The sequence below is a fragment of the Burkholderia multivorans ATCC BAA-247 genome (assembly GCF_000959525.1).
Classification (GTDB): Bacteria; Pseudomonadota; Gammaproteobacteria; order Burkholderiales; family Burkholderiaceae; genus Burkholderia; species Burkholderia multivorans.
This window is the reverse complement of the sequence record NZ_CP009830.1, coordinates 216,644-239,111: the sequence shown is the minus strand read 5'-3', so window position 1 is coordinate 239,111 and position 22,468 is coordinate 216,644. Positions and strand designations below refer to the sequence as shown.

The 22,468-nt window shown below is 69.3% G+C and carries 16 protein-coding genes; 6 read left to right on the top strand and 10 right to left on the bottom strand.

All coding sequences use genetic code 11. From position 1 onward, the window contains the following. Positions 1-131 precede the first annotated feature (131 nt). The 3 genes from NP80_RS01065 to NP80_RS01055 all read right to left on the bottom strand — a co-directional run bounded on the left by NP80_RS01065 (position 132) and on the right by NP80_RS01055 (position 5,561). Positions 132-2,513 (bottom strand): DUF2167 domain-containing protein, encoded by a 2,382-nt coding sequence (locus NP80_RS01065; RefSeq protein WP_226823232.1) that lies wholly within the window; start codon positions 2,511-2,513, stop codon positions 132-134. Between the two features lie 250 nt (positions 2,514-2,763). Then, a complete protein-coding gene (locus tag NP80_RS01060) occupies positions 2,764-3,927 on the bottom strand; it encodes an AraC family transcriptional regulator (protein WP_006407324.1) in 1,164 nt (387 codons plus the stop codon). Beyond that, positions 3,927-5,561 carry an AMP-binding protein gene (locus tag NP80_RS01055; RefSeq protein WP_006411224.1) on the bottom strand — a complete coding sequence of 545 codons (1,635 nt, stop codon included), beginning with the start codon at positions 5,559-5,561 and terminating at the stop codon, positions 3,927-3,929. Before NP80_RS01055 ends, NP80_RS01060 begins: the two co-directional genes overlap by 1 nt. A 324-nt stretch (positions 5,562-5,885) precedes the next feature. On the opposite strand from NP80_RS01055, the gene NP80_RS01050 reads away from it, so the two are divergent. Then, entirely contained in the window at positions 5,886-6,986 is a 1,101-nt protein-coding gene (locus NP80_RS01050) for an AraC family transcriptional regulator (RefSeq protein WP_006411223.1), read from the top strand. Positions 6,987-7,080: 94 nt separating this feature from the next. Here NP80_RS01050 and NP80_RS01045 read toward each other — a convergent pair whose 3' ends face one another. Then, positions 7,081-8,598, bottom strand: coding sequence for a sensor histidine kinase (locus NP80_RS01045; protein WP_006407320.1), 1,518 nt, complete (start codon positions 8,596-8,598; stop codon positions 7,081-7,083). Then, positions 8,595-9,314 (bottom strand): response regulator transcription factor, encoded by a 720-nt coding sequence (locus tag NP80_RS01040; protein WP_006402891.1) that lies wholly within the window; start codon positions 9,312-9,314, stop codon positions 8,595-8,597. Before NP80_RS01040 ends, NP80_RS01045 begins: the two co-directional genes overlap by 4 nt. Positions 9,315-9,532: 218 nt before the next feature. Here NP80_RS01040 and msrB point away from each other — a divergent pair, with 218 nt between their 5' ends. The 4 genes from msrB to NP80_RS01020 all read left to right on the top strand — a co-directional run bounded on the left by msrB (position 9,533) and on the right by NP80_RS01020 (position 14,063). Further along, positions 9,533-10,048 carry a peptide-methionine (R)-S-oxide reductase MsrB gene (msrB, locus tag NP80_RS01035; protein WP_006407318.1) on the top strand — a complete coding sequence of 172 codons (516 nt, stop codon included), beginning with the start codon at positions 9,533-9,535 and terminating at the stop codon, positions 10,046-10,048. 37 nt (positions 10,049-10,085) lie between these two features. Beyond that, positions 10,086-11,966, top strand: a complete 1,881-nt coding sequence (locus NP80_RS01030) for a cytochrome c biogenesis protein DipZ (protein WP_006407317.1) — start codon at positions 10,086-10,088, stop codon at positions 11,964-11,966. Between the two features lie 64 nt (positions 11,967-12,030). Further along, the gene (msrA, locus tag NP80_RS01025) at positions 12,031-12,774 is read left to right on the top strand and encodes a peptide-methionine (S)-S-oxide reductase MsrA (RefSeq protein ID WP_035489667.1); all 744 of its coding nucleotides are present in this window, start codon (positions 12,031-12,033) and stop codon (positions 12,772-12,774) included. 176 nt (positions 12,775-12,950) lie between these two features. Continuing rightward, entirely contained in the window at positions 12,951-14,063 is a 1,113-nt protein-coding gene (locus tag NP80_RS01020) for an aromatic ring-hydroxylating oxygenase subunit alpha (protein ID WP_006407315.1), read from the top strand. A gap of 31 nt (positions 14,064-14,094) precedes the next feature. Here NP80_RS01020 and hydA read toward each other — a convergent pair whose 3' ends face one another. The 5 genes from hydA to NP80_RS00995 form a co-directional block, all read right to left on the bottom strand. Further along, positions 14,095-15,552: a dihydropyrimidinase gene (gene hydA, locus NP80_RS01015; RefSeq protein WP_006410857.1), complete on the bottom strand. Its 1,458-nt coding sequence runs from the start codon at positions 15,550-15,552 to the stop codon at positions 14,095-14,097. 52 nt (positions 15,553-15,604) lie between these two features. Next, positions 15,605-17,113, bottom strand: a complete 1,509-nt coding sequence (locus NP80_RS01010; RefSeq protein WP_035947438.1) for an NCS1 family nucleobase:cation symporter-1 — start codon at positions 17,111-17,113, stop codon at positions 15,605-15,607. Between the two features lie 99 nt (positions 17,114-17,212). Further along, entirely contained in the window at positions 17,213-18,520 is a 1,308-nt protein-coding gene (gene preA, locus NP80_RS01005; protein WP_006407312.1) for an NAD-dependent dihydropyrimidine dehydrogenase subunit PreA, read from the bottom strand. 58 nt (positions 18,521-18,578) lie between these two features. Then, positions 18,579-19,916, bottom strand: coding sequence for an NAD(P)-dependent oxidoreductase (locus NP80_RS01000; protein ID WP_006410851.1), 1,338 nt, complete (start codon positions 19,914-19,916; stop codon positions 18,579-18,581). Positions 19,917-20,044: 128 nt separating this feature from the next. Then, a complete protein-coding gene (locus NP80_RS00995; protein WP_035947441.1) occupies positions 20,045-21,325 on the bottom strand; it encodes a Zn-dependent hydrolase in 1,281 nt (426 codons plus the stop codon). 364 nt (positions 21,326-21,689) lie between these two features. Between NP80_RS00995 and NP80_RS00990 the strand changes: the two genes are divergently transcribed. Then, on the top strand, positions 21,690-22,382 hold the full coding sequence (locus NP80_RS00990) for a TetR/AcrR family transcriptional regulator (protein ID WP_006402878.1): 693 nt from the start codon (positions 21,690-21,692) through the stop codon (positions 22,380-22,382). The last annotated feature ends 86 nt before the right edge of the window (positions 22,383-22,468 follow it).

The following is a 22,468-nucleotide window of genomic DNA, read 5'->3' as shown; positions in this document are numbered from 1 at the left end:
GACGTTGCGAGCCATCCTAACGCCGAAGCCCCGAATCCTTATTGTCATATCCGGCCCACCTAGTGACAAAACGGGCCACGCGACGCGCGGCGGAGGGGTGGAAAAGTGGTCTGGACGCGCCCCGGCGAGCGTCACGAATCCCGGGATCGATCCCCGTCCGATCGCTTGTCGCGCTTGCGCGTCGCGGCCAGCGCGATCGCCGCCAGACCGAGCAGCGGCAGGATGCGCGCCCATAGCGTGTGCCAGAACTCGCGCTCCCGCGCCTGCGCGAACTTCGCCGGCGCAGCGATTTCCTCGGGTGTCGGCGGACCGGTCACATACTCGTCCAGTGAAATCTTCGAGATTTCGTCGCCCGACGTCGTGTCGGCATACGTTTCGCCGGCATCGAACGACACGCCCTTGATCAGTGCGTCGAAGTCGTCTCGCACGGCGCGTTCGATACTTTGCGCGCCCGCGCCGCCGAGCACGACCTGCATGCCGACCGTCGCGCGACGCCCCAGCGTGACGGAGGTCAGGTAGTACGTGTTGCCGGTCGAACCGCCCAGCGCGAAGTCGTTGTAAATCCAGTCCAGCCGATGTGCGGCCGGATCCCATCTCGGCGTGCGTATCCACTCGACGTGGTGCAGGGTCGGCCGCGATTCGTGAAGCTGACTCAGAATGTTTGTGCTGCGCGCCTCCATCGTTTTCCGCAGCACTTCGGGGTCCAGTCGCGCCTGATCGACCGGCACGTGTCCCTGGCGCGCAAGCACCACGCTCATCGCCCAGACCGCGTTGTCCGGCACCAGCAGCGCACAAGGCATGGCATCGAGATCGACGTTCGCCGCCAGCCAGCCCGCCTCGATCAGCGGGCCGCGCAGGCTGCGCACGGCGTCCGGGGACAGATACCGGAAACCGGCCGGCACCGACACGGACGCCAGATCGCCGACGCGCACGCGGCTCGGGCCGTGCTGCCAGCGCGCGTCGCGCCACAGGTCCGCTGACGGGCCGCCCAGCATCGCGGCCAGCGGGCCGTCGTCGGTCCGGCCCGCCTCGCGCTGCATCACGTCCTGCCGCGAGTCGACTGCGTCTCGCGCCTGCGCTCGCCTGACTGCGGCGATCCGGTCGGGCGACACCGGCGCCGCGGCCGCGCCCGACGTGCCGTGGTCCTGCCGATAAACCGCGCAGGCCGCCTCGACGTCGCGCGGCCAGATCGTGTCGCCCTTGCCGTCGCGCACCGCCTGGATGCCGCAATCCAGCGTCTCGACACGGGCGAGCAGACGGCCTTGCGTGTCGATCCACACGCTATTGCGCAGATCATGCACGGATTCGTTGTCGGTGATGCGCCAGATATCGCCAATCCGCGGCGTCTGAGCGCTCGATTCCCATGCCGGCTCTACGATGCCTTCGTAGCGCGGCGGCATCACGGTGCGGCCCTGCCGGTCGATCAATTGCCACGCTTTCCCCGGATACTTGACGAGCGCCGCGCCGTTCACGAACGGCCACACCTGTTCATAGAGAGCCGGAGGCAACACGGTCCGGCCGTCTCGGTCCACCAGCGCAAGCCGGCGCCGGTCCGTGCAATCCGCGGTGCAAATCCACGCGAGGCCGTCGGAGAAGGTCGACGCACCGTAGACGCTGCGCCAATCCGGCCGTGGCTGCACGATCGGCTTGCCGGACGCGATGTCGAGCAGCCCCATGCCCGAGCCGTCCTGCGAATAGAACATGCGGCCCTCCGACGGCTCGCCGCTGCTCCTCTCGGCCGTGAACAGCACCTTGCCGGCAGCGTCGCGCAGGACCAGCCCATTGGGTGCGGGTCCCGATTCGATAATGCGATCGCGCATCACCGGTCTGAAATCGTAGCGGTGCCCCCACGGGACGATCAGCCGGCCGGTTCTATCGATCAGCGCCGTCTCATAGCTGTCGTTGAGCCCGCGATCGACCTGTGCAACCCCGAAATGAAACGCGCCAGCTCGTGCGTACGTGCCCGACACGGCCTGCCGCCCGTGCGGATCGATGTACGTCGCTTGCGAATTCTCGCCGGCCGGCACGCTCGTCGCCGCCACACCTTCGCTGAATGCGCCCGCGGTTTCGAAACGCGGCGGGATGACCCAGCTGCCTTTCGGATCGATATAGCCGTAACGACCATCCGCAAACTGCGACGCGGGAGCGAGGCCGTCGCGGAAGCGGCCGATGTCCCGAAAGGACGGCTCGATCAGCCAGCGGCCGGCCGTGTCGAGCAGGCCCGCGCGGCCGGCCGGTGTCGTGACGACCCAATAGCCGTCGCTCGCGAAGAACTGACCGTACCTGGGTTCGATCGCCCATTTGCCGCGGCGATCGAGCAGTCCGCAGCGCGTGTCGAATACGGTCGCGCAGACCGGGAACAGCCGCGGTGACGTCGTATCGGCCGTGCCATCCTCCGCGCATGCGCAGACGGCGTGAAGCGACAACAACAGGACGCAGCAAAGTCTCGGCAGGAAGTTGGGCATGGCGGGTCCGGGGTGGCGTTCGCATCGCCGAAGATCGAGATAATGCACCGCTGCGCGTCCGCATGCAGCCGCGGCCTGGTTCGAAAACGGCGGGTTCGTCACGCAGCAGCATGCATCCCCGCACCGCGCGCGACATCCGCGATCGCCCCTGCACCTCCATCATCGCGCCTTTCCGCCCCCATCCCCAAAGGAAGCCGCCTATGGGATCCGTCGATGGATGCCGTCCATGGGAAGCGAAGCCCGAACGGAGCCGGTTATGGGACGCGCGCCGCGCAAACCACCACCGCGTCCCCACACGCTAAGCGCGCCGCCGATACGTCCCCGGCGTACTCCCCGTCCAGTGCCGGAACGCGCGATGAAACGCACTCGGATCGTCGAAGCCGATATCGGCGCCGATCGCCGCGATCGTGTCCTGCGTGTCGGTGAGCCGCTGGATCGCGATGTCGCGCCGCAATTCGTCCTTGAGCGCCTGGAACGTCGTGCCTTCCGCGGCCAGATGGCGGCTCAGCGTGCGCACCGAGCAATGCAGATGCTCGGCCGCCTGTTCGATCACCGGCAGATCGGGCAATGCCTCGGACAAATACTGCCGCACGCGGTGACAGACGCGCTGCTCGCTGAACGTCTCGAAGATCCAGTCGCCGGGCGCGCGTGCGAGGAACTTGCGCAGGTTGCGCTTGCTCTGCCGGATCGGCGCGTCCAGATAGTCGGCGCTGAAGCGCATCAGCGTGCGCTCGCAGTCGAACTGCACGGGCCCCGAGAAGAAATAGAGATGATCGACCGCGTGGCGCGGCCGCGGACACGCGAACTCGATCTGCAGCAGCGGAATCCTTTGTCCGATCAGCCAGGAGCACACGCCGTGCACGAGCTTGAGCATCAGTTCCTGGCCGAGCGCGCCGATCGGCCCGACTGCCGGATTCGGCCGCAGCAGCACCTGCGCGACGAGGCCGTCGCGCTTCGACTCGACGAAGAAATCGTCGAGCAGGATATGGAAGAACTGGCCGAAGCGATGCTGCGCGGTTTCGAGATTGCGCGCATCGAGCAGGCTCAGGCACAGATATTTGAGCGTGCCGCCGCGCAACGGGCGCGAGAAGATGCCGGGCATCTCGTCGTCGAGCTCGATCGCGAGCGTGCGGTATAGCGTCGAGAACTGCTCCTCGGTCACGCGCGCGTGCGGCTCGCTGCGCAGCTCGGCCGGGATGCCGGCCTCGCGCAGGTAGCGCTCGACGATATCGTGCTGTACGCCGGCGCTCGCGAGAAAGCCGTTGACGAGCGAAATCGGCACCGTCGCGCTGGGCGGCGGCAGCGCGCGCCCGGGCCGGGCAGTAGGTGAATCTGAGCCGGTCATCGCGTCCCCGTCGATCGAACGGCTCGCATTGTACTGCAGCGGCTGCCGGCGCCGCGCGCGCACGACGGGCCGCGTCGCGCGCCGCACGGCGCCGTCCGCACGGCCTCGCGAGCCCATCAGTCGGCGCGCGACAGTTCCCGGCGCAGGATCTTGCCGACCGTCGACTTCGGCAGCCGCTCGACGATGCGCACGCACTTCGGCACCTTGTAGCCGGCGAGGTTCGCGCGGCAGTGCGCGACGATGTCGGCCTCGGTCAGCGTGGCACCAGGCGCGAGCACCGCGAACAGCTTCACGGCCTCGCCGGTGCGCTCGTCCGGCATGCCGATGCACGCGCATTCGGCGACACCGGGCAACGCGGTCGCGACGGCCTCGACCTCGTTCGGATACACGTTGAAGCCCGATACGAGGATCATGTCCTTCTTCCGGTCGACGATGCGCAGGAAGCCCGCCGCGTCGAACACGCCGATATCGCCGGTGCGGAAATAGCCGTCGGCCGTGAACGCCGCCGCGTTCGCCTCCGGCTGCTGCCAGTAGCCCGTCATCACCTGCGGCCCCTTCACGCAGATCTCGCCCGGCTCGCCGATCGCCGCCTCGCGATCGCGCTCGTCGAGCAGCTTCACGTCGGTCGACGGCAACGGCAGGCCGGTCGTGCCGGTGAAGCGATCGACGAACAGCGGATTGAACGACACGACCGGCGACGTCTCGGACAGCCCGTAGCCCTCGCGGATGAAGTTGCCGGTGATCGCCTGCCAGCGCGCCGACACGACGTCGATCGTCGCCGCGCCGCCGCCGATCGAGAGACGCAGCCGCGACCAGTCGACATCGCCGAGCCGCGGATGCGCGCTCAGCGCCGCATACAGCGTGTTCACGCCGACGAACACCGTCGGCCGCGCGGCCGCGAGCACGTCGACCAGCGCATCGACGTCGCGCGGATTCGCGACGAGCCAGTTCTGCGCACCGGCCGTGAAGTACGACAGGAAGTTCACCGTCAGCGCGAAGATGTGATACAGCGGAATCGCGGTGACGATCACCTCGTCGCCCGCGCGCAGCGCGTCGGACATGAACGCGGCGAACTGCGCGACGTTCGCGACGAGGTTGCGATGCGACAGCGCCGCGCCCTTCGACAGCCCGGTCGTGCCGCCCGTGTACTGCAGCAGCAGCAGATCGTCGCCGCTCGGCGCGACGGCGTCGAACGTGCGGCGCGCGCCGTCTTCGAGCGCGTCGGCGAGTGCGATCGTCGCCGTCGGCAATGCGCCGCGCGCCGCGTCGGCGACCGGCACGATGCCGAGATCCTCGGGCCCGACGGTCAGCACCGTGCGGATCCGCGTGCGTGCGATCACGTCGGCCAGCGTGCCGGTCGATCCACCGCATACGACGATCGTCTCGACGCCCGCGTCGTTGAGCTGATGTTCGAGTTCGCGCGCGGTATAGAGCGGATTGACGTTCACCTGCACCGCGCCGAGCTTGGCGACGGCGACGAACGCGATCGGAAACGCGGGCACGTTCGGCAGCATCACCGCGACGCGATCGCCGCGGCGAACGCCGACGACCTGCTGAAGATACGCGGCGAGCGCGGACGACAGCCGATCGACGTCCGCATAGGTCAGCGTGCGTGCGCCCGCGCGAAACGCGGGGCGGTCGGCGAAGCGGCGCATCGCGTCGCCGAGCATCGCCGTGACCGATGCATCGCGATCGGCGTCGATCTCCGCGGGAATCGGGCCGTACGACCCGATCCAGGGTCTGTTTGTCATGATCGATCTCCTCCGTGGACGGCGCGCGCGGACTGTGGGCCGTCCCGATCCGGCATGGCGCCGTGCACGCGGCTGCCTGCGCGTCCGGGTGACGCGGGCCGCCGCCTGAACGGCGACTATCGCTTGCGCGGCAGGCTCTTGAAAATGATCGGCGCGGCCGAAAAGGTGATTGAAACGGACACGCGCACGCCCGGATGTGTGTCGGCGCACACACGCGTGCCGCGCGCAGCCGCCCGCATCAGGGTGAACCCGGTGGCGCGGCCGGACGTTCGCGGGCAGAATCGCTGGCCCGGACAGGTACTAAAACGGACGGACACTCCCGCCATGACGCGCAGCACGCTTCCGAACCCGCCGGCCGCCCGCGCGGCGGCCGTGCCGGACGCGCCGTCGATGCACGCGCTGCACGACCGGCGCTATTCGCCGACGAAGCTCGCGGTACTCGTCGACGTCGCGTCGGCGCTCGGCGTCGACGCTGCGGTCGTGCTCGACGGCACGGGGCTCGATGCGGCCGCCGTCGCCGATCCCTTTACGCTCACGTCGTCGCTGCAGTTCCTGACGGCCGCGCGCAACGCGATTCGCGCATACGACGGCACCGATCTCGGCGTGCGCGTCGGCAGCCGGCTGCACGCGTCGAGCTACGGGATGTACGGCTACGCGCTGCTCTGCTCGACCTCGCTCGCGCACACGTTCGATTCGGCCGTCAAATACCACCAGCTCGCGAACCGCGTGCTCGCGATCCGCTGGGTCGAGCACGACGGCATCGCGTCGTGGCTGTTTCCGGACCCGCACGAAGTGGCGCTGCCCGATCTCGACACCGCGCTGTACCGATTCCTGATCGACCTGCAGTTCGCCGTGCACGTGACGATCATCAAGGACGTGATGGGCGCGTGGTGCGTGCCGGCGCGCGCGCAGTTCGCGCAGCCGCGGCCGCCGCATGCGGCGCTGCTGGCCGACGTGCTCGAATGCCCGATCGCGTTCGACCAGCCGCGTCATGCGCTCGGCTATCCGTCGGCGTGGCTCGCACGCGCGCCGCAGCTCGCCAATCCGATCACGGCCGCGCAGGTGTCGTCGCAGTGTGCGCGGCTGCTCGACGAATTGCGCAGCCAGGCCGACGTCACGCGGCGTGTCTATCAGGAACTCACGCGCACGCCCGGCCAGTTTCCCGACATCGACGCGATCGCGGACAGCCTCTGCATCACGTCGCGCACGCTGCGGCGCAAGCTCGAAGCCGAAGGCACGTCGTACAGCGCGCTGCTGACGAGCGTGCGCAAGGCGCTCGCGATCGACTATCTGAGCACGACCACGCTCAGCATCGACGATATCGCGTCGACGCTCGGCTTCAGCGACGCGGTCGGATTCCGCCATGCGTTCAAGCGCTGGACCGGCACGACGCCGAGCGACGTGCGGCGCAAGCGCGGCCGATGACGCGCGATGCGTGTCGGCGCGTCGGCGCGAGCGGAGAGCGGAGAGCCGAGGTCGTCGCGCGACGCATCGTGCGCCGTACCGCGATCGACGCGGCTCAGCGCATGTCGCCACCCGTCGACGCGCCGTCGCCGCTCGCGGCCGATGCAACGGGCAGCGCGAATTCGAACACCGCGCCGTACCCCGCGCGATCGACAAGCCGGATGCGGCTGTCGTTGAGCAGCAGCATCCGATGCACGATCAGCAGGCCGAGCCCGCCGCTGCGCGCGGCCGCGCCGCTCGCGGGCCGCTGCGGCCGCTGAAACAGCCCTTCGCGGCGCGCCGGCGGAATCCCTTCCCCCGTATCCGACACGGTCACGAGCACGCGGTCGCCGCGCGGCTCGACGGCGACTTCGACGTCGCCGTGCGCGGGCGTGTGCCGCAGCGCGTTGTCGATCAGGTTCGTCAGCACGCGCTCGATCATCGCGACGTCGGCCGACACCGCCGGCACGCGCGACGGAATCCGCGCATGCAGCGCAATGCCGCGCGCCTGCGCGGTCAGCTCGAACTTCTGGAACACGTCCTGCACGAGATCGACGATCGAGAACGCCTCGCGCTCCGGCTGCACGCCGCCCGACTCGAGCCGCGCGAGTTCGAACAGCGCCTGCGCGAGCCGGCCGACCTTCGCGCTCTGCGCGAGCGCGATCGACAGATAGCGGCGCCGGTCGGGCTCGCCGAGCGTGTCGGCCTTCAGCGACAGCGTCTCCAGATAGCCGTGCAGCGACGTCAGCGGCGTGCGCAGGTCGTGCGAGATGTTTGCGATCAGTTCGCGCCGCTGCTGGTCCTGCCGCGTCAGCGCGCGCCATTGCTCGCCGATCCGGTCGGCCATCTGCGCGAACGCCGATTCGAGCACCGCGATGTCGTCGCCGCGCCGGCCGGGCGCGCTGCGCGGTACGGGCGGCTGCGTGTCCGGCGCGCCGTCGGCGTCGAAGCGGCGCATCGCGTCGGTCAGACGGCGCAGCGGACGCGTGATCAGGCTGAACGCGACCAGCCCCGCGAGCAGGCCGAGCAGCGCGACGAGCGCCATCGACCAGAGCGTCGTGCGCAGCACGTTGCCTGCCTCGACGCGCGCGGCAAGCTGGTCGTGCGCCTCGCCGAGCAACACGACGTAGATGTAGCCGGCCGGCGGCTCGCCCGCGCGCTGCAGCGGCGCCGCGCTGAACACCTTGCGTGCGTCGGCGCTGCGCGGATCGTCGCCGAGGATGGGCAGCGGGTCGCCCGCGATGAAGCGCTTCACGGGCGCGAGATCGACGCGGCCGCGCTTCACGTGGCCAGCCGGCGCATCGTCGCCGACGATGCGGCCCGCGTTGTCGAGCAGGTACACCTCGACGCTCGGGTTCACGCCCATCAGCTGGCCGAACAGCGTGCGTACCGCATCGGGGCGCAGCCCGTTCGCGCCCATCAGCGGCGTACTGTTCGCGATGTGCGCGGCGAGATCGCGCGACAGCGCCTGCACGACCTCCTTCTCGCGCATGTCGTTCGCGCGGATCTGCAGCCACGCGGACGCGCCCGAGCAGGCGAGCAGCAGCACCGAGAAGACGAGCGACAGGCGGCGGGTGAGCGTGAGTCTCATCATGCGTCCCGCTGCTCGGGGGCCGCGAGCTTGTAGCCGCGTCCCCATACGGTCAGGATCCGCACGGGTTCGGCCGGATCGGCCTCGATCTTCGCGCGCAGCCGGTTGATGTGCGTGTTCACCGTGTGCTCGTAGCCTTCGTGCTGATAGCCCCATACCGCATTGAGCAGATCCATGCGCGAGAACACCTTGCCCGGATGGCGCGCGAAGAAGTACAGCAGATCGAACTCGCGCGGCGTCAGGTCGATGCGCGTGCCGTCGACGCTGGCCTCGCGCGCGATGGGGTCGATCGACAGTCCCGCGACGTCGAGCGTGCCCGCATCGATCCGCGAATCGCGCGCGAGCGCGTCGACGCGTCGCAGCAGCGCCTTCACGCGCGCCACCAGTTCGAGCACCGAAAACGGCTTCGCGAGATAGTCGTCCGCGCCGATTTCGAGGCCGAGGATCCGGTGCACCTCGCTCGAACGCGCGCTCGTGATGATGATCGGCGTGTAGCGCGCCATCGCGCGCGCGCGCCGGCAGATTTCGAGGCCGTCGACGCCGGGCAGCATCAGATCGAGGATCAGCGCGTCCCAGCCGCCCTGTTCCAGCAGCCGCAGCCCTTGCGCGCCGTCCGCGCTGTGCACGACCTCGTAGCGTTCGTCGCGCAGATGCAGGCTCAGCACGTCGGCGATGTCGGCGTCGTCCTCGACGATCAGGATGCGTTTCGGATGGTCCATGGCGATGGCGCGGCGCGCCGGAGCGCGGTCGGGTTGCGGGGCGGATGCCGGATCGGACGGCGCCCGGCTCGAATGGCGGCGCGCGGCCGCTGCCGCCATTGTGCAAAATTTTCCGGCGGCAAGGGATCACAATTCATTTAACTTTCCGTGAGGACTTCGACACCGGCCGCTGCCTACGCTGTGCGCATGTTTTCAGGACCTGCCCTCAGGAGCCGATCATGCCCACCCGCAGACACTTTCTGTTCGCCGGCACCGCCGGCCTCGCCGCGCTGGCCGCGCTGTCGTCGGCCGGCCGCCGCGCGCTCGTCGGCCGCGCGTTCGCCGCGCCGCCGGCCGGCCGATTCGAAGTCGCGCTGAGCGACGCCGAATGGCACCGCCGGCTCACGCCCGCGCAGTACACGGTGCTGCGCGAGGCGGGCACCGAGCCGCCCTACAGCAGCCCGCTCAACGACGAACATCGGCGCGGCACCTTCGCGTGCGCCGGCTGCGATCTCGCGCTGTTCTCGTCGAGCGCCAAATTCGACAGCCACACCGGCTGGCCGAGCTTCTGGCAGCCGCTCGATCACGCGGTCGGCACCGGTGCCGACACGTCGTTCGGGATGGTGCGCACCGAAGTGCATTGCCGCCGCTGCGGCGGCCATCTCGGCCACGTATTCGACGACGGCCCGCCGCCGACCGGCTTGCGCTACTGCATGAACGGTCTCGCGCTCGTCTTCCACCCGGCGGCCGCCTGATCCGGCCCCGATCCGCTGACTCTTCGGAGACGCTCCCATGCTGCTCATCGTCCTCGCCTATCTCGGCGGCGTACTCACGATCCTGAGCCCGTGCATCCTGCCGGTGCTGCCGTTCGTGTTCGCGCGCGCCGACCAGCCATTCGTGCGCACCGGCCTGCCGCTGCTCGTCGGGATGGCGCTCACGTTCGCCGTCGTCGCGACGCTCGCCGCCGTCGGCGGCGGCTGGGTCGCGCAGGCCAATCAGGCCGGCCGCTGGGCCGCGATCGTGCTGCTCGCGATCTTCGGCCTGAGCCTGCTGATGCCGCGCGTCGCGGAACATCTGACGCGCCCGCTCGTCGCGGCCGGCAACCGGCTCACCGGGCTCGCGCAGCGCGACGGCCGCCCGGCCGGACCCGTGTCGTCGCTGCTGCTCGGCGTCGCGACCGGCCTGCTGTGGGCGCCCTGCGCCGGCCCGATCCTCGGCCTCGTGCTGACGGGCGCGGCACTGCACGGCGCGAACGTCGGCACCACGCTGCTGCTGATCGCGTACGCGGCAGGCGCGGCGACGTCGCTCGGCGTCGCGCTCGTGATCGGCGGCAAGGTGTTCGCCGCGATGAAGCGCTCGCTCGGCGCCGGCGAATGGATCCGCCGCGGCATCGGCGCGGCGCTCTTGGCCGGCGTCGGCGCGATCGCGCTCGGTCTCGACACCGGTGCGCTCGCGCAGTTGTCGACGATCGCGACGGGCGGCCTCGAAACGCGCCTCGTCGACCGCCTCGGCGGCCGCCCGGCGGGCATGCCGATTGCGATGGCGGCCGTCGACGGCGCGTCCGGTCGCATGCAGCGCGATGCCGGCCCGGGCCCCGCGATGATGGCGGCGGCCGATACCGCGGCAGCGGAGCGCAGCGCACCGCCCGCCGGCACGATGATGCGCGCGGCCGCGCCGATGGCCGCACCGGCCGCGCTGCCCGTCGAGGGCACGCTGCCGCCGCTCGACGGCGCGGTGCAGTGGCTGAACTCGCCGCCGCTGACGGCGGCCGCCCTGCGCGGCAAGGTCGTGCTCGTCGATTTCTGGACCTATTCGTGCATCAACTGCCTGCGCACGCTGCCCTACACGAATGCGTGGGCGCGCAAGTACGCACGCTACGGGCTCGTCGTGATCGGCGTGCACGCGCCGGAGTTCGCGTTCGAGCGCGACATCGGCAACGTGAAAAAGGCGGTCCACGATCTCGGCATCGACTATCCGGTTGCGATCGACAACCGCTATGCGATCTGGCGCGCGTTCAACAACGAATACTGGCCCGCGCACTACTTCGTCGATGCGCAGGGCCGCATTCGCCGCCATCACTTCGGCGAAGGCGAATACGCGGAATCGGAGCGCGCGATCCAGTCGCTGCTCGCCGAAGCCGGGCACCCGGACGCACTGAACGTGCCGGTCGGCCTGACGGGCGGCCCCGCCCAAGGCGCACTCGCCGCCGCCGACAGCGCGGACGTGCGCTCGCCCGAGACCTACGTCGGCTATGCGCGTGCGGAAGACTTCGCGTCGCCCGGCGGCGTCGTGCGCGATGCCGCGCATCGCTACGACGCGCCCGCGCATCCCGCGCTCAACGACTGGGGGCTGGCCGGCACGTGGCAGGTCGGCGCCGAGCACGCGACGCTCGCGGCGCCGGCCGGCCGCATCGTCTACCGGTTCCATGCGCGCGATCTGCATCTCGTACTCGGCCCGGGCGCGAACGGCAAGCCGGTGCGCTTTCGCGTGACGGTGGACGGCGCCGCGCCCGGCGACGCGCACGGCAGCGACGTCGATGCGCAGGGCTACGGCACCGTGACGGGGCAACGGCTGTATCAGCTCGTGCGGCAGCCGGGCGCGATCGCCGATCGCACGTTCTCGATCGAGTTTCTCGACGCCGGCGTCGACGCGTACGCGTTCACGTTCGGCTGACCGCGCCGGCGCGCACGTCGCGCGCCGCTCGCCCGTTTCGAACCGACTGCGAAGGAGTACCACGATGAACACGACATCCTCCCCACAACCGGCGCGCCGGCGGCGCACGGCGATGCTGCGGCGCATCGGCGCGCTCGCCGTCGCGGCCGCCGCCGTGATCGGCTATCAGCGTGCCGGCCAGTCCGCCGAGCCGACGCGCACGGCGCCCGCCCCGACGCTCGACGAGACGCCCGGCGCGTCGCACGACGAAACGGCCGTGCTCGCCGGCGGCTGCTTCTGGGGCGTGCAGGGCGTCTTCGAACACGTGAAGGGCGTGAAGCAGGTCACGGCCGGCTACGCGGGCGGCGCATCCGAAACCGCGCATTACGCGCTCGTCGGCACGGGCCTGACCGGCCATGCCGAATCGGTGCGCATCGTCTACGATCCCGCGCGGATCACGTACGGCCGGCTGCTGCAGATCTTCTTCTCGGTCGCGCACGACCCGACCGAGCTGAACCGGCAGGGCCCGGACGAAGGCACCCAGTATCGTTCGGCGATCTTCCCGACCAGCGCGCAGCAGCGCGCGATCGCGACCGCGTACGTCGCGCAGCTCGGTCGCGCGCATACGTTCGCCACGCCGATCGTCACGCGCGTCGAGCCGTTCAACGGCTTCTATCCGGCCGAGTCGTATCATCAGAACTACCTCGAACTGCATCCGGACGCGCCCTACATCGCGTTCAACGATCTGCCGAAGGTCGCCGCACTGCAGCAGCGGTTTCCGGCGCTCTACCGCGCCGATGCGGTCCTGTGGCGCGACGCGAGCCGCTGACCGGCGCGGCGGCTGCCGCGCGGGCCGCCGCTGCTTCGTCATATGAAATGTCCGACCGCAACAGCGGGACAAATGGACATCGATCGGGCTTGGCACGGCAACTTCGCGTAGACTCCTCCAGATCGCCGTCGCGTCACGCGACGATCACCATCTGGTCAAGCAAGGAGGCGTCACGCATGCGCGCAGTGCCTTTGCCCGACAGCAATACCCTCGAACCCGCCAGCGGCGCGCTCGTGCGCGATCTGCGCCGCGTGCCGATTCACCCCGATTACTGGTATCCGCTCGCGTGGTCGCGCGAGCTCAAGCGTGGCAAGACGCTCGGCGTGCGCTTCGCCGGCGAGCCGATCGTGCTCGTGCGCACCGAATCGGGCGCCGTCTACGCGCTCGAAGACCGTTGCGCGCACCGCCAGGTGCCGCTGCATGCGGGCGTCGTCGCCGGCGAAACGCTGCGCTGCTGCTATCACGGCTGGACCTACGACTGCAGCAGCGGCCGCTGCGTCGACGTCCCCTATCTCGGCCGCGAGCGGCTGCCGAACGGCGTGCGCGCGTATCCGTGCCGCGAAGCGCACGGGCTGATCTTCGTGTTCCCCGGCGACGCGACGCGCGCCGACGAACGGCCGTTCCCGTTGCTCGCCTCCGCGGACGACCGCGCCTACAAGACGCGCCGCTTCGGCCGCGAGGTCAAGTGCCACTACTCGTTCATGCACGAGAACCTGATGGACATGAACCATCAGTTCCTGCACCGCAAGCAGATGGGCCAGATGCGTGCACGCTGCGTCGGCCGCCGTCGCGGCGACGACTGGGTCGAGGTCGACTACACGTTCGCGCGCATGGAAGGCAAGCAGCCGGTCGGCGAGGCGCTCGTGTTCGGTTCGAGCAAGAAGCCGGGCGACCAGGCGAACAAGAGCGTGATGACGGTGCGCACCGGCTACCCGTATCAAACGCTGCAGATTCGCTCGAGCGAAGGCACGCTCGTGATGGACCTGTGGATCGTCTACGTGCCGCTCGATGCCGCGCAGCGCACCAACCGCACGTTCGGGCTGCTGTCGATCCGCAAGCCGGGCGTGCCGTTCGCGCTCGATCTCGCGTGGCCGCTGCTCGTCTGGTTTACCGAGCGCATCTTCGGCGAGGATCGCTGGATCGTCGAGCGCGAGCAGGAAGCGCACGACGAGCAGGGCGCCGACTGGAACCACGAGGTGTTTCCCGTCATCAACGAACTGCGCGACCTGCTGCGCCAGTGCGGCGCGCGCACGGTGATCCCGATCCGCGAAGTGGACGACGTGCGCTGACGCGCGCCGCCGCCCGCCCCGCGCCGCAGGCTCAGTGCGCGCGCTCGACCGGTTGCGGCTCGCGCAGCCGGTTCGCGATGCGCGCCGCCTCGTAGTAGCCGGCCACGGGCGGCCGCTTCAGGTAGCGGCCCGCGCCGCGCACCGCGCGCAGCTCGCCGTCGGCCCAGGCGAGCGCACCGCGCGTGAGCGTGTGCGTCGCGACGCCCTGCACGGTCATCCCCTCGAACACGTTGAAGTCGACCTGCTGGTGATGCGTGTTCACCGAGATCGTCTTCGTCGCGGCCGGATCCCAGACGACGAGATCCGCATCGGCGCCGACCTGCACCGCGCCCTTGCGCGGATACAGGTTGAAGATCTGCGCGGCATTCGTCGACGTGATCCGCACGAACTCGTTCGGCGTGATGCGGCCGTGGTTCACGCCGTGATGCCACAGCACCGACATCCGATCCTCGACGCCGCCGCAGCCGTTCGGAATCTTCGTGAAATCGTCGCGGCCCATCGCCTTCTGCGAGGCGCAGAACACGCAGTGATCGGTCGCCGTCGTGTGCAGCTGCCCGGCCTGCAGCCCGCGCCACAGCGCTTCGCGATGCTCGGCCGAGCGGAACGGCGGGCTCATCACGTGCGCGGCCGCGCGCGTCCAGTCGGGATCGCGATACACGGCCTCGTCGATCACCAGGTGGCCGGGCAGCACTTCGCCGAACACGCGCAGCCCTTCGCTGCGCGCGCGCGTGATCGCATCGACCGCGTCCTTCGCCGAGACGTGGACGATATACACCGGCACGCCGAGCACCTGCGCGATGCGGATCGCGCGGTTCGCCGCCTCGCCCTCGACCTCGGGCGGCCGCGACAGCGGGTGCGCTTCGGGGCCCGTCATCCCGCGCGCGAGCAGCGCCTGCTGCAGCCGGAACACGAGTTCGCCGTTCTCCGCATGGACGGTCGGCAGCGCACCGAGCTCGAGCGAACGCGTGAAGCTGTTCACGAGGATCTCGTCGTCGGCCATGATCGCGTTCTTGTACGCCATGAAATGCTTGAAGCTCGACACGCCGTGCTCGCGCACGAGCGTGCCCATGTCGCGATGCACGGATTCGTCCCACCAGGTGACCGCGACATGAAAGCCATAATCGGCCGCGGCCTTCTCGGCCCAGCCGAGCCATTCGCGAAACGCGTCCATCAGCGGCTGCTTCGGGCTCGGGATCACGAAATCGATGATGCTCGTCGTGCCGCCCGCGAGCCCCGCGGCCGTGCCCGAGTAGAAATCGTCGCTCGCCGTCGTGCCCATGAACGACAGTTCCATGTGCGTATGCGGATCGATGCCGCCCGGCATCACGTACTGGTCGTGCGCGTCGACGATCGTCGCGCCGGCCGGCGCGTCGATCTTCTCGGCGATCTGCAGGATCGTGCCGCCGTCCTGCGGCTCGGCGCACAGCACGTCCGCGCGATAGGAGCGGTCCGCATCGATCACGGTGCCGCCGCGAATCAGGATTGCCATCTCGTTGCCTCCTCGTTGACTGTCGGGTGCCGCATGGCGCGCATGCCGCGCGTCATGCACTCGCGATCTGCGCGCGCTGCGCCGCGCGCCATCTCATCCACGTGCCGTACACGCACGACGCCAGCACGAGGCCGACGAACCACGCGTAGGTGTACAGCGTATTGAAGAACGCCGGCACGTTCGGGAACGACGCCGGAAACGCGGTATGCAGAAAGCCGGGCAAGTTCGGCAGCACGCCGATCGCGAGCGCGGCGAGCGCGGCCGGATTCCAGCCGCGCGCATAGCTGAAGCCGCCGCTTTCGTCGAACAGCGCGCGCGTGTCGAGCTGCGTGCCGCGAATCAGGAAGTAGTCGACCATCAGGATCCCGGCCACCGGGCCGAGCAGCGCCGAATAGCCGACGAGCCAGGTGAAGATGTAGCCGTCGGTCGTCGCGAGGATCTTCCACGGCATCATCACGATCGCGATCGTCGCGGTGATCAGCCCGCCCGTGCGGTACGAGATCCGTTTCGGCCAGAGGCTCGAGAAGTCGTACGCGGGGCCGACCAGATTCGCGGCGAGGTTGCAGCACATCGTGTCGAGCGTCAGGATCACGAGCGCGATGCCGACACCGATGCCCGTCATCCGGCTCGTCAGGTCGATCGGATCCCAGATCGCGTTGCCGTAGATCACGACCGTCGCGGACGTCACGACCACCGACACGACCGACAGCAGCGCCATCGGCACCGGCAGCCCGAGCGACTGCCCGATCATCTGGTCCCGCTGCGAATGCGCGAAGCGCGTAAAGTCGGGAATGTTCAGCGCGAGCGTCGCCCAGAAGCCGACCATCGCGGTGAGGCCCGGCCAGAAGGTCGCCCAGAACAGCCCGGCCTTCTTGCCGCCGGCCGCGAACTGCGACGGCGCGGACAGCATCGAGCCGACGCCGCCCGCCTTCGAGGTCGCCCACCAGACGAGCGCGATGCACATCACGACCTTGATCGGCGCAGACCAGCTTTCGAGCCAGCGGATCGAATCGGTGCCGTGCACGATGAAATACAGCTGCAGCGCCCAGAACACCAGAAAGCACGCGAGCTGCCCGAACGAGATGCCGACGAGCGGCAGCGCCGCGCCGTGCAGCGCGTTGCCGGTCAGGATGTTCAGCAGCGTGTAGATCGCGCTGCCGCCGAGCCAGGTCTGAATCCCGTACCAGCCGCACGCGACGATCGCGCGCAGCAGCGCCGGCAGTTTCGCGCCTTGCGTACCGAACGACGCGCGCACGAGCACCGCATACGGAATCCCGTGCTTCGCGCCTGCGTGGCCGATCAGCAGCATCGGCACGAGCACGATCAGATTGCCGAGCAGCACGGTCAGCACCGCCTGCCACGGCGACATGCCTTCCTGGATCAGGCCGGCCGCCAGCATGTACGACGCGATGTTCATCACCATCCCGACCCACAGCGCCGCGAAGTGATACCACTTCCAGGTGCGTTGCGCCGGCGTCGTCGGCGCCAGATCGTCGTTGTACAGGCTGCCGCCCGGCATCGCCATGCCGTCGGGTTCGGCACTGTTCGCTGTCGCTTTCATCGGATGCGCTCCACGGAAACGTCCGCGCCGGCATCGCTCGATGCCGGCCGACGGAATCGAAAACGGCGGCCCGGCTCGCACCGCGCCGCCGGCTACCGCTCAGGCCGCCTTCGCATGCTTCTCGGGCGGCGCGGCGCCCGCGCCTGCGTCCGCGCGTGCCGGGTTGTTCGGATGCGTGGTCCAGTTCGCGTAGCCGCCCGCGTCGACGCGCTCCATCGTGATGCACTGTTCGACCGGACACACGTGCATGCAGAGGTTGCAGCCGACGCAGTCCGCATCGACGACTTCGAAGTGCCGCACGCCGTCCTTCTCGCGCGTGATCGCCTGATGCGAGGTGTCCTCGCAGGCGATGTGGCACAGCCCGCACTGGATGCAGCGGTCCTGGTCGATGCGCGCCTTGATGTCGTACTGCAGGTTCAGGTACTTCCAGTCGGTGACGTTCGGCACCGCGCGGCCGCGCACGTCGTCGAGCGTCGCATAGCCCTTGTCGTCCATCCAGTTCGACAGCCCGTCCACGAGGTCCGACACGATCCGGAATCCGTAATGCATCGCCGCCGTGCAGACCTGCACGCTGCCCGCGCCGAGCACGATGAATTCGGCGGCGTCGCGCCATGTCGAAATGCCGCCGATGCCGGAGATCGGCAGGTTCGGCGTTTCCGGATCGCGCGCGATCTCCGCGACCATGTTCAGCGCGATCGGCTTGACCGCCGGCCCGCAGTAGCCGCCGTGCGTGCCCTTGCCGTCGACGGTCGGGATCGGCGCCATCTGGTCGAGATCGACCGCGACGATCGAATTGATCGTGTTGATCAGCGACACGCCGTCCGCGCCGCCCTTGTAGGCGGCGCGCGAACCCATCCGGATGTCGCTGATGTTCGGCGTGAGCTTCACGAGACACGGCAGCTTCGTGCCTTCCTTGACCCAGCGCGTGACCATCTCGACGTATTCGGGCACCTGCCCGACGGCCGCGCCCATGCCGCGCTCGCTCATGCCGTGCGGACAGCCGAAGTTCAGTTCGACCGCATCGGCGCCGGTGTCCTCGACGAGCGGCAGGATCCATTTCCAGTCGCGCTCGTTGCACGGCACCATCAGCGACACGATCAGCGCGCGGTCGGGCCAGTCGCGCTTCACCTGCGCGATTTCGCGCAGGTTCACGTCGAGCGGACGATCGGTGATCAGCTCGATGTTGTTCAGCCCCGCGATCCGCTGGCCGTTCCACTGCACGGCGCCGTAGCGCGAGCTGACGTTGACGACGTGCGGATCGAGTCCGAGCGTCTTCCAGACGACGCCGCCCCAGCCCGCCTCGAACGCGCGGTTGACGTTGTAGGCCTTGTCGGTCGGCGGCGCGGAGGCCAGCCAGAACGGATTCGGAGAAGTGATGCCCGCAATGGTGCAGCGAAGATCGGCCATGTTCGGCTCCGTGAAGGTGGGGTCGTTGTCGTCGATACGAGGACGCGCGATGCACCGCTCACGCGGCGCGCACACTGCGTTGCGCGAGCGCGGCGTCGATCGACGCGGCTGCGCGCTTGCCGTCCTGCACCGCCTGTACCGTCAGATCGATGCCGCCCGTCGCGGCGCAGTCGCCGCCCGCCCATACGTCGGGCCATGCGGTGCGGCCGTCCGCGTCGACGGCAATGCGCGCGCCGTCGGGCGTCAGCAGCGCGGGGGCGACGCCGTCCGGCACGAGCGTCTGGCCGATCGCCTTCAGCACCATATCGGCGTCGATCGTCAGGCGCTCGCCGGACGCCGTGTCGAATTCGACGCCCGTCACCTGACCGCCTGCACCGATCATCCGCACCGGGCGCGCATGCGTGACGAGCGTCACGCCGTTCTTCTGCGCGAACTCGCGTTCGGCCCAGGTCGCACTCATCGCTTCGACGCCGCGCCGATACACCATCGTCACGCGCTCCGCGCCGAGCTTGCGGCTCTGCACGGCCGCATCGACCGCCGTGTTGCCGCCGCCGATCACGACCACGCGGCGCCCGACCGGCACGTTCTCGAGCGCATCGGCCTGCCGCACCTGTTCGATGAAATCGACCGCGTTCATCACGCCCGCGAGCTGCTCGCCCTCCACCGCAAGCGCGCGCACGCCGCCGAGGCCGATCGCGAGAAACACCGCATCGTGCCCTTCGCGCAGCGCGTCGAGCGTCAGGTCGCGGCCGAGCGCGACGCCCGTCTTCAGCTCGATGCCGCCGACCGACAGCAGCCAGTCCACTTCGCGCTGCGCGAAATCGTCGACGGTCTTGTAGGCGGCGATTCCGTATTCGTTGAGCCCGCCCGCCTTCGCACGCGCATCGAACAGTGTCACGCGATGGCCGGCGAGCGCGAGCCGGTGCGCGCACGCGAGCCCGGCCGGCCCCGCGCCGACCACGGCGACGTGGTATCCCGTGTCGGGCACGCGCTGGAAGCGCACCGCGCCGCTCGCCATCGCCCAGTCGGTCGCATGCCGCTGCAGCGCGCCGATCGCGACGGGCTGCGCGTCCTGATGGTTGCGCACGCATGCGCCCTCGCACAGGATTTCGGTCGGACAGACGCGCGCGCACATTCCGCCGAGCGGATTCGCGGACAGGATGTCGATCGCCGCGCCCTTCAGGTTGCCGTTGCCGATCTTGCGGATGAAGCCCGGAATGTCGATCTGCGTCGGGCAGGCGTGCACGCACGGCGCGTCGTAGCAGTAGTGGCAGCGGCTCGCGGCCGCCGCGGCCGCGGTCGGGTCTAGCAGCGGCGCGATGTCCGCGAATTCGCAGGAGAGCTGCGTGGACGACTGGCGATGCGCGGCGATATCGCCGGTTGGCTGGGTGGTCATACGCGTTCCTTCGGCTGGGTGGAGGCAAAGCCGTCCCCGCCGGCTGCGTTGCGGCGCCGGGACGATCGTGCTGCGGAATGCGGTACGGCGGCGGCGTGCGGGCCGCGCGCCGCGTTACGGCTGCTGCGTCATGACACCGGCTCGCACGCGCGCGACAGCATCGCGTGCAGCAATACGTTCGCGCCGGCCTCGATCCACTCGGGCGTCGCGTCTTCGACCTCGTTATGACTGATGCCGTCGACGCACGGCACGAACACCATCGACGTCGGCGCGACCTGCGCGAGATAGCACGCATCGTGGCCGGCACCCGACACGATGTCGCGATGCGAATAGCCGAAGCGCTCGGCGGCGTCGCGCACGGCCTGCACGCACGCCGGATCGAATGCGACCGGCTTGTAGTAGAAGATCTGCTCGAGCGCCGTCTCGAGGCCGATGTCGGCCGCGATGCGCGCGACGCCGTCGCGCAGCGCGGCATCCATCTGCGCGAGCACCGCATCGTCCGGATGACGGAAATCGACGGTGAAGAACACGCGGCCCGGAATCACGTTGCGCGAGTTCGGATGCACCTGCATCATCCCGACCGTCGCGCAGCCGAACGGCGCGTGATCGAGGCCGATCCGGTTGACGAGATCGACGACGCGCGCCGCGCCGAGCAGCGCATCGCGACGGCGCGGCATCGGCGTGGGGCCGGCATGCGCTTCCTGTCCGGTCAACGTGATCTCGTACCAGCGCTGCCCTTGCGCATCGGTGACGACACCGATCGTCTTGCGCTCGGCTTCGAGAATCGGCCCTTGTTCGATATGCAGCTCGAACGCCGCATGCAACGGCCGGCCGCCGCACGGCACGTCGCCCGCATAGCCGATGCGCCGGAGTTCCTCGCCGATCGTCTTGCCGTCGACGTCCTTGCGCGACAGCCCGTACTCGAGCGTAAACACGCCCGCGAACACGCCCGACGCGACCATGGCAGGCGCGAAGCGCGAGCCTTCCTCGTTGGTCCAGATCACGACCTCGACCGGATGCTCGGTCTCGATCCCGTGGTCGTTCAGACTCCGAATCACCTCGAGACCGCCGAGCACGCCATAGATGCCGTCGAAGCGGCCGCCGGTCGGCTGCGAATCCGCGTGCGAGCCCGTGACGACCGGCGCCGCATCGGCGACGCGCCCGGCGCGGCGCATGAACACGTTGCCCATCGTATCGACGGTCACCGTGCACCCCGCTTCCTTCGCCCAGCGTACGATCAGGTCGCGGCCCGCCTTGTCGAGATCGGTCAGCGCAAGGCGGCACACGCCGCCCTTCGGCGTCGCGCCGATCTTCGCGATTTCCATCAGGCTGTTCCACAAACGCTTGCCGTCTACCTTGACCGACGGATCGATGGCCGTCCGCTTCAATGCTTCCGATACCGCATTCATTCGCGTCGCTCCTGTGGGGTCGGTGAGGTCGTCGATCCGGTCTTCGCCGGTGCGCATGCGGTCCGTTTCGGCGCACACGTGCACGGCTGCGGTGCGTGTGCGCATCGTTGACGCGTTTCGTCCGACACATCGCCGGCGGGGTTAGCACGGCTGCTCGCCGCGCATCGAATCCTGTCCGATTGGACAGGTTTTAGACGATCAAAATTGCCAAAGCAATGTCTTTCTTTGCGGGATCGAACGAGCGAGAAACGTGCCACCGCATCGCAACATCGCGTGCACCGGCCGCACGGCCGTGCATGGGCGCGACGCGCACGAGCGGCTAGAATGAAGCCCAACGCGGCATGCGCGCCGCGCAAGGACAACGATGAGACATGACGACGCGAGCGCCGCAGTGACCGAAAGCGATCCAGCGCACACGCCTTTGCGGCGACGCAAGGCGCACATCCGCGAGAGCAACGAAGCGCATCTGCTCGCGTGCGCGGAAGCCGTGTTCGCCGAGCGCGGGCTCGACGGGGCGAGCACCGCGATGATCGCGGAGCGCGCCGGTTTGCCGAAGGCGAACCTGCATTACTACTTCCCGACGAAACTCGCGCTGTACCGCCGCGTGCTCGACGATCTATTCGAGGACTGGCACCGCGCGGCCGGTTCGTTCGAGGCCGGCGACGATCCGGTGGAGGCGATCGGCAACTACGTGCGCGCGAAGATGGCGCTGTCGCGGCGCCGGCCGCTCGGCTCGAAGGTGTGGGCGAACGAGATCATCCACGGCGCCGAGCATATGCAGGACATTCTGTCGGACCGCGTGAAGCCGTGGTTCGATACGCGCGTGAAAGTGATCGACGGCTGGATCGCGCGCGGGCTGCTCGCGCCGATCGATGCGCGTGCGCTGATGTATCTGATCTGGGCGACCACGCAGCACTATGCGGATTTCGACGCGCAGATCCGTGCGCTGAGCGGCAAGCGTGCGCTCACGCAGAAGGCGTTCGACGAGAAGACCGAGCAGGTCGTGCAGCTCGTGCTGCGCGCGTGCGGCGCCGTGTCGCCGAAAGCGCCGCGCTAGCGCGCGCAAAAAGGGCGACGCGAGCGCGCAGCGGCGTGGCCGCGTGCGTCACTCGTCGTCGCCCCTCGCACCGCGCGCGCCACCGT

Excerpts from the sequence above, each read along its gene's own strand:
- NP80_RS01055 (WP_006411224.1), bottom strand. The coding sequence starts at position 5,561 with ATGACAAACAGACCCTGGATCGGGTCGTACGGCCCGATTCCCGCGGAG.
- NP80_RS00990 (WP_006402878.1), top strand. The coding sequence starts at position 21,690 with ATGAGACATGACGACGCGAGCGCCGCAGTGACCGAAAGCGATCCAGCG.
- hydA (WP_006410857.1), bottom strand. The coding sequence starts at position 15,552 with ATGGCAATCCTGATTCGCGGCGGCACCGTGATCGATGCGGACCGCTCC.
- NP80_RS01010 (WP_035947438.1), bottom strand. The coding sequence starts at position 17,113 with ATGAAAGCGACAGCGAACAGTGCCGAACCCGACGGCATGGCGATGCCG.
- NP80_RS01060 (WP_006407324.1), bottom strand. The coding sequence starts at position 3,927 with ATGGGCTCGCGAGGCCGTGCGGACGGCGCCGTGCGGCGCGCGACGCGG.
- NP80_RS00995 (WP_035947441.1), bottom strand. The coding sequence starts at position 21,325 with ATGAATGCGGTATCGGAAGCATTGAAGCGGACGGCCATCGATCCGTCG.
- NP80_RS01045 (WP_006407320.1), bottom strand. The coding sequence starts at position 8,598 with ATGATGAGACTCACGCTCACCCGCCGCCTGTCGCTCGTCTTCTCGGTG.
- msrA (WP_035489667.1), top strand. The coding sequence starts at position 12,031 with ATGAACACGACATCCTCCCCACAACCGGCGCGCCGGCGGCGCACGGCG.
- NP80_RS01000 (WP_006410851.1), bottom strand. The coding sequence starts at position 19,916 with ATGACCACCCAGCCAACCGGCGATATCGCCGCGCATCGCCAGTCGTCC.
- NP80_RS01050 (WP_006411223.1), top strand. The coding sequence starts at position 5,886 with ATGACGCGCAGCACGCTTCCGAACCCGCCGGCCGCCCGCGCGGCGGCC.
- NP80_RS01020 (WP_006407315.1), top strand. The coding sequence starts at position 12,951 with ATGCGCGCAGTGCCTTTGCCCGACAGCAATACCCTCGAACCCGCCAGC.
- NP80_RS01040 (WP_006402891.1), bottom strand. The coding sequence starts at position 9,314 with ATGGACCATCCGAAACGCATCCTGATCGTCGAGGACGACGCCGACATC.
- preA (WP_006407312.1), bottom strand. The coding sequence starts at position 18,520 with ATGGCCGATCTTCGCTGCACCATTGCGGGCATCACTTCTCCGAATCCG.
- NP80_RS01030 (WP_006407317.1), top strand. The coding sequence starts at position 10,086 with ATGCTGCTCATCGTCCTCGCCTATCTCGGCGGCGTACTCACGATCCTG.
- msrB (WP_006407318.1), top strand. The coding sequence starts at position 9,533 with ATGCCCACCCGCAGACACTTTCTGTTCGCCGGCACCGCCGGCCTCGCC.